Annotated in this window: 7 protein-coding genes and 2 pseudogenes; 5 read left to right on the top strand and 4 right to left on the bottom strand. The window is 65.0% G+C overall.

Annotated features, from left to right (window positions below):
• Window positions 1-742 (bottom strand): annotated as a pseudogene (locus tag C1A33_RS19370) (transposase); the annotation flags it as partial.
• Window positions 739-1,161: a hypothetical protein gene (locus C1A33_RS19365; protein WP_165818472.1), complete on the bottom strand. Its 423-nt coding sequence runs from the start codon at window positions 1,159-1,161 to the stop codon at window positions 739-741. The gene C1A33_RS19365 and the pseudogene C1A33_RS19370, both read right to left, overlap by 4 nt.
• Window positions 1,162-1,368: 207 nt before the next feature.
• On the opposite strand from C1A33_RS19365, the gene C1A33_RS19360 reads away from it, so the two are divergent.
• A complete protein-coding gene (locus C1A33_RS19360) occupies window positions 1,369-1,755 on the top strand; it encodes a hypothetical protein (protein ID WP_101832866.1) in 387 nt (128 codons plus the stop codon).
• A 345-nt stretch (window positions 1,756-2,100) separates the two neighbouring features.
• A complete protein-coding gene (locus C1A33_RS38025) occupies window positions 2,101-2,310 on the top strand; it encodes a DUF433 domain-containing protein (RefSeq protein WP_101832865.1) in 210 nt (69 codons plus the stop codon).
• A gap of 63 nt (window positions 2,311-2,373) precedes the next feature.
• Here C1A33_RS38025 and C1A33_RS34260 read toward each other — a convergent pair whose 3' ends face one another.
• Window positions 2,374-2,814 carry a hypothetical protein gene (locus C1A33_RS34260; protein WP_133150734.1) on the bottom strand — a complete coding sequence of 147 codons (441 nt, stop codon included), beginning with the start codon at window positions 2,812-2,814 and terminating at the stop codon, window positions 2,374-2,376.
• A 396-nt stretch (window positions 2,815-3,210) separates the two neighbouring features.
• Between C1A33_RS34260 and C1A33_RS19350 the strand changes: the two genes are divergently transcribed.
• The 3 genes and pseudogenes from C1A33_RS19350 to C1A33_RS19340 all read left to right on the top strand — a co-directional run.
• Window positions 3,211-3,876 (top strand): hypothetical protein, encoded by a 666-nt coding sequence (locus C1A33_RS19350; RefSeq protein ID WP_133150733.1) that lies wholly within the window; start codon window positions 3,211-3,213, stop codon window positions 3,874-3,876.
• Window positions 3,866-4,671 (top strand): IS5 family transposase gene (locus tag C1A33_RS19345; protein ID WP_423748109.1). Its coding sequence is split into 2 segments (ribosomal slippage): window positions 3,866-4,202 and window positions 4,202-4,671, totalling 807 coding nucleotides; the frame shifts between segments, so codons are not numbered across the junction. Before C1A33_RS19350 ends, C1A33_RS19345 begins: the two co-directional genes overlap by 11 nt.
• Window positions 4,672-4,906: 235 nt before the next feature.
• Window positions 4,907-5,080 (top strand): annotated as a pseudogene (locus C1A33_RS19340) (transposase); the annotation flags it as partial.
• Window positions 5,081-5,106: 26 nt separating this feature from the next.
• Here the strand turns inward: C1A33_RS19340 and C1A33_RS19335 are convergent.
• Window positions 5,107-5,446 (bottom strand): integrase core domain-containing protein (locus tag C1A33_RS19335; RefSeq protein WP_165818473.1); only part of this gene is annotated, 340 nt, incomplete at its 5' end.

Genomic DNA, 5,446 nt, shown 5'->3' with positions numbered 1-5,446 from the left:
CGCCGGGTTCTGAGAGCAGCGGCGGGTGAGATTCCCGCCGCTGACTCACCTCGTTGGAGGTGCGGGGACGGGAATGGGACTGGGTGACTCCGAGGTCGGCGTACAGGAACGCGACGGGTTTCGAGGTCATGGAGCTGCCGCGGTCGGCGTGGACGGTGAGCTGCCCTCGGCCTATTCCCTGTTTGGAGCAGGTCTCGGCTATCAGGCTCTCGGCGAGGGCCGCTGATTCCTGGTCGGCCAGGGTCCAGCCGACGACGTACCGGCTGTACACGTCCAGGATCACGTACAGGTAGTAGTAGGTCCATTTCTTCGGGCCGAGAAGCTTGGTGATGTCCCAGGTCCAGACCTCGTTCGGTCTGGTGGCGAGCAGTTCGGGTTTCACGCGTGGCGGGTGGGTGGCCTGGGCGCGGCGGTCGCCGGTCTCGCCACGCGCGGCCAGCAGCCGGTACATGGTCCGCTGGGAGCACAGGTAGACGCCCTCGTCGAGCAGGGTCGCCCAGACCTGCGCGGGGCTGGCGTCGGCGAACCTCGGGTGGTGGAGCACCGCCAGCACCCGCTCCCGCTCGGCCGGGTCCAACGCCCGCGGGTAAGCCCGGTCCTTCTGGTGGACCGGTGCCGGCCGGGGCGGGCCGGGGCTTTTCCGGTGCCGCCGGTAGTGGGCCGCCCGCGACCTGCCGACCGCTTTGCACGCGCCGGTCGCACCGATCTGTGGGACGAGCAGCGCGAGTGCTTCCTCGGTCAGCCGTTCGGCTTCTTCGGCGAGGGCGGGTTCTCGTCGGGAGCGCCCTCGGACAGTTTCTCCAAGAGCGCGGCAAGTTTTCCCTGAACGTCGATCACGAACTGGGCCTTCGCCAGCTCCTTCTCCAACCGCTCGTTCTTCGCGCGAAGTCGTTCCAGTTCCTTGTCGCGGTCGTCGGCCGGCGGCCGGCCCTTCGGCTTCGACAACCCCGCCAACGCGCCGTCGTCACGCAGCTTCCGCCATTCCACGATGTGCGCTGAGTACAACCTTTCCCGCCGTAGGATCGCGCCTTTCTCACCGTTCGGCGCGGCCTCGTACTCGGCCAGAATCCGCAGCTTGTAACCCGGCGAGAACTGCCGCCGCCGTGCCTTCGCCGGCACCTCCGGGTCCGGCCGCCGGCGACGCTCGTCGTCCTCGCTCACCCGACCATCGTCGACCACACCCGACCGGCCTGTCAGCCCTACCGTCACAGCTGTCGTCTCCCTCCCGCCCTAGTCATTGGATACCAGATACACACCGTCTCGCCCTAGCTTGGCAGGTAGGGCGACCGCACCGACCTTGAGGTCGGCCAGGACCTCTACCGGCGGCTCGTCCGCTCTGTCGCCAAGGACAGTCCGCCCGAGCAGATCTTGTTCCGCACCTACTGTGCGCAGTACGCCTCGGGCGCCGCCGCCGCAGTCCCGGCCCTGTTGCCCCAGGTCTACTTGCACTACGACCCGTACACACGCCGCGAGCGCGGGCCGGACGGCGGCATCATCAAGCGGGAGCGCATGGACTTCCTGTTGCTCCTGCCGGGGCGCGTCCGTGTCGTCCTGGAGGTGGACGGCCAGCAGCACTACGCCCAGGACGGCCAGCCGTCGCCGAAGCTCTACTCCGAGATGATGGCCGAGGACCGCAAGCTGAGGCTGGCCGGCTACGAGGTCTACCGGTTTGGTGGCCACGAACTCACTGGCTCCGGCGCCGAGGCCCTGCTACAGCAGTTCTTCGCGGACCTTCTGGCACGGCACGCCGGCTGAATCGCAAGGGATCGCTACACGCGGCGCGCCGCCATCGTGTGCAGTACGTCGATGAGGTCCTTTCTGCCATCCCGAAGCTCATCGGCGTGCAGCTCCTGCTCCAGTTCCTCAAGCCGGCGGTTTAGGTACCCCACACCCGCGGAAGGATATGGAAAGTCCTCGATCGCCCTTGCCTGCTGCGTAGCATCCGGGCAAGAGCGTGCAGACCTCGTCGTCCCCCTCGCAGCCGGCGCCCTGACCGGATTCCTCACGTTCGTCGGCCAATTGCATTTCCGTCTGGTTGAGTCATAATAACGGTAAGCAACGTCTAACTAAGTCGCGCCGAATGGCAACTTTACCTCAGCAATGATGCACTATATAAGGCAGAACGAAAACATCCTCGCCGGCGAGCCGGTCATCACGGGGACACGTATCCCGGTCGAACGCTTGGCCTATCTCGTAAAATCTGGTTACACCGAGGAGAACTTGAAGCGAGAGTTCGGTGGGATCAATGTCAAGAAAATCCGCGGCGCCCTCTACGAGCTCGCAAGCCTGGGGTTGGAACGGCTTAGGTAGCGCCAACTCGGCGACCAACCCCGGCCCCTGGCCTGGCGGGCGAGCTGCCGCAAGGAGCCACGGTCAGTCTGAAGCTCGGTTGTCGAGATTAACAACCTTCTGACGTGGTTCCTCGTCCCAGATCAAACCGGAACCCGGATTGGCCGAGTCTTTCAAGCGAAGGTTCTTCACGAGGCGCGCGTAGAGAAACGGATTGTGGCCGCAAATGATCTGCCCAGTGTGCGTTACTCTCTGCTCCCACACTTCACCGTTCTTGAACGTCTCGCGCACGGTGACCGTTCCAAACTTAGCGGGGTACGGGTTCCGCGTAAGGGCGTCTAGCTTATCGGCCGGATCAAATTCGCGCGCCATGTACAGCAGCTCAACTATTCGTTTGACCGTCTCGGGACCAGTTTGGGGCCTCAACACTGCGGCGACGACCTCGCGCTCAGCAACGGCCGCGTGACTTCCGGCCGCGTCCCAGGTAACCAGCCATGCCTTACGTCCCCGCAGTTTCGCACTCATCCGCCAATTATAAACTAATCAGCCAGTTGCCCAAGCGGTACCCGACTATAAGCTCAGAATCGGCCAGCCAGTACATCGAGACTCCTACTCTCTAGGCGCCAGCGTCTGACAACCCGGTTTCACGTTCTCAAACTTTTCTCCTATGATCGAGCGCCAACGGTCGGCTTCGGCGACGACGGAGTGTAAATTTTCGGCTATCTGGTCTTCCCGCGGTCGAACGTCGCCTTCTGTTGGGTGCTCGACGCGGAGCTGGCCCGTACCCGACGCGAAGGCTGAACCCCGGCCGCACGGGCGGTAGGTGGTGCCCAGGACACTTCCGACCCATGGTGGAGCGACGGGTCGGGGAGGTTGGCACCCGCCTCTCGTCTCGGTGGCCGTGGGTGCCACGCTGAATCCGTGACAGTCAGCCCTAACACCGCAGCTGGCAAGCTCGTTGTGCTCAGCCCCGCTGGGATCGCCAGCCAGGCCGCCGTGGGCACCCCGACGATTCAGATCCGAAGCTACGTCTACTACACCTGGGCCGAGATCGCCCTGGAGCAAGAGGAACTGGCTCGGGTCGCACGCGGCAACCTGCTCGATGCCACCGACAGCGCTGTGGGCTCCGGGCATCTGCACAGGGAGTACCGGGCTGCGATGCAAGCGGTTGCCGCCGCTGCTCACTCGATCGACGGCCTGTACGGCGTCTTCGCCCCGCCGTATCGCCGTCAGGGCTCGCGCCAGCGGGTGATCCTTGAGCGCCTGAAGCTGCGCTTCGCCCTTGGTAAGAAGGGCCTCACCTGGCTGGCGCAGTTCGACTGGCTCGACGACCTTCGCGACGGCGCCGTCCATCCTGGGTTCGTTGCGCACGAACCAGAGCCCCATCCAACCGGAAGCAACGTCTCGCACGAGAACGCGACCTATGCCGCCGAAGCCGCAGTACGCGCTGTCGACCTCCTACTCGACGTGCTCACGACGTGCGTAGCGAACCCTAAGACCTGGTTTCACAAAGATCGGTCAACTGCGGCGTGTCATACCGGGATGATCCGGACCGGCCGGGTAGATCTCTGGTGTCATGCGCGATGAGGTGCTGACAGAACAGCTGTGGGAGCGGCTGGCGCCGCTGATCCCGGTGCGCCAGCGCAGCTTTCGCTATCCGGGTCGGCTGCCGGTCGATGATCGGGCGGCGCTGGAAGGCATCCTGTGGGTGCTGCGCAACGATGTGGCGTGGCGGCAGTTGCCGACGACGCTGTTCGGGGTGTCGGGGGTGACGTGCTGGCGGCGGCTGCGCGACTGGCAGGCGGCCGGCGTCTGGCAGCGGCTACACGAGCAAATGTTGGCCGAGTGCAACGCCGCGGGCCGTCTTGACCTGCACCGGGCGTTGGTCGACTCCTCCCATGTGCACGCGTTAAAAGGGGGGCCCAGACGGGTCCGAGCCCGGTCAACCGGGCGCATCCCGGCAGCAAACACCATGTGATCACCGACGCGACCGGAGTACCACTGGCCACGACCCTGACCGGTGGGAACCGCAACGACGTCACCCAGCTGATCCCGCTGGTCGAGGCGATCCCGCTCATCCGCGGACGCCGTGGCCGGCCCCGCCACCGCCCGCGCTACCTGCTCGCGGACCGGGCCTACGACCACGACATCTACCGCCGCAAGCTGACCGCACGCCAGATCACCCCGATCATCGCCCGCCGCGGAACACCGCACGGCTCCGGCCTCGGCACCCAACGGTGGCCCGTCGAACGGACCATCGGCTGGCTACACCAGTTCCGCCGGCTACGCACCCGCTGGGAACGCCGCGCCGACATCCACCAGGCCTTCCTGAGCCTCGCCTGCTCGATCATCTGCCTGCGAAAACTCAAAGGATCATTCTGAAACCAGGTCTAAGCCCGCCGAGGCCGAGGCCGTGACCTGGGCGAAGGGAGCGAGCGACGGCATCGCCAAGCTCACAGCAGGGTCCACCGCCAGCCGGCAGCAGCATCCCTTGCGAACCGTCTAGGACTACCGGGGCGCCGGGACCGTCTAGTAGGACTTGATTAGGTCTGTCTGTGTGGTTGTACTGACTGTCGTCTTCGTGTGTGTGGCGGTGGTTGGTATGGAACTGGGTGAGATGGTCCGGGTGCGGCCGGTGATCGAACGGTTCGCGGGTGAGATGTTCGCGGACCTGCCCCGGCGGGACCAGCGAGGCAAAGGTGAGCTGTATGTGCGGGGGCTACTGACCGACGGCAAACGCAAGAGCATGGTCCCGATGGCCGCACGCCTCGGGGTTGATCGGCCCCGCGTTTTCCGGACACATTCTATCAGTCGGTTTTAGGCCGCATCATTGCGGTTCAGGAATTCGTTGTGGACTTCTTGCGGTGTTCTGTAGCCGAGTCCAGAGTGGAGTCGGCGGGTGTTGTAGTGGAACTCGATGTACCGGGTGATGTCTCGGCGTGCGTGTTCGCGGGTGGGGTAGGAGGTGCGGTGGACCCGCTCGTTCTTCAGGGCGGCGAAGAACGACTCCGCCATTGCGTTATCGTAGCATATTCCGGTCCGTCCGACCGAGTGTCGGAGGCCGAGTGTGACAAGGGTCCTCGCGAACTCCTCCGAGGTGTAGTTACTCCCTCGATCGGTGTGGAAGATCGCGCCTGGGGCGAGCGGGATGGTGCGG

The sequence above is a fragment of the Frankia canadensis genome, from assembly GCF_900197875.1.
GTDB classification, from domain to species: domain Bacteria; phylum Actinomycetota; class Actinomycetes; order Frankiales; family Frankiaceae; genus Frankia; species Frankia canadensis.
Note: the sequence above shows the minus strand (reverse complement) of the source record. Positions and strands in the feature narration are given on the sequence as shown.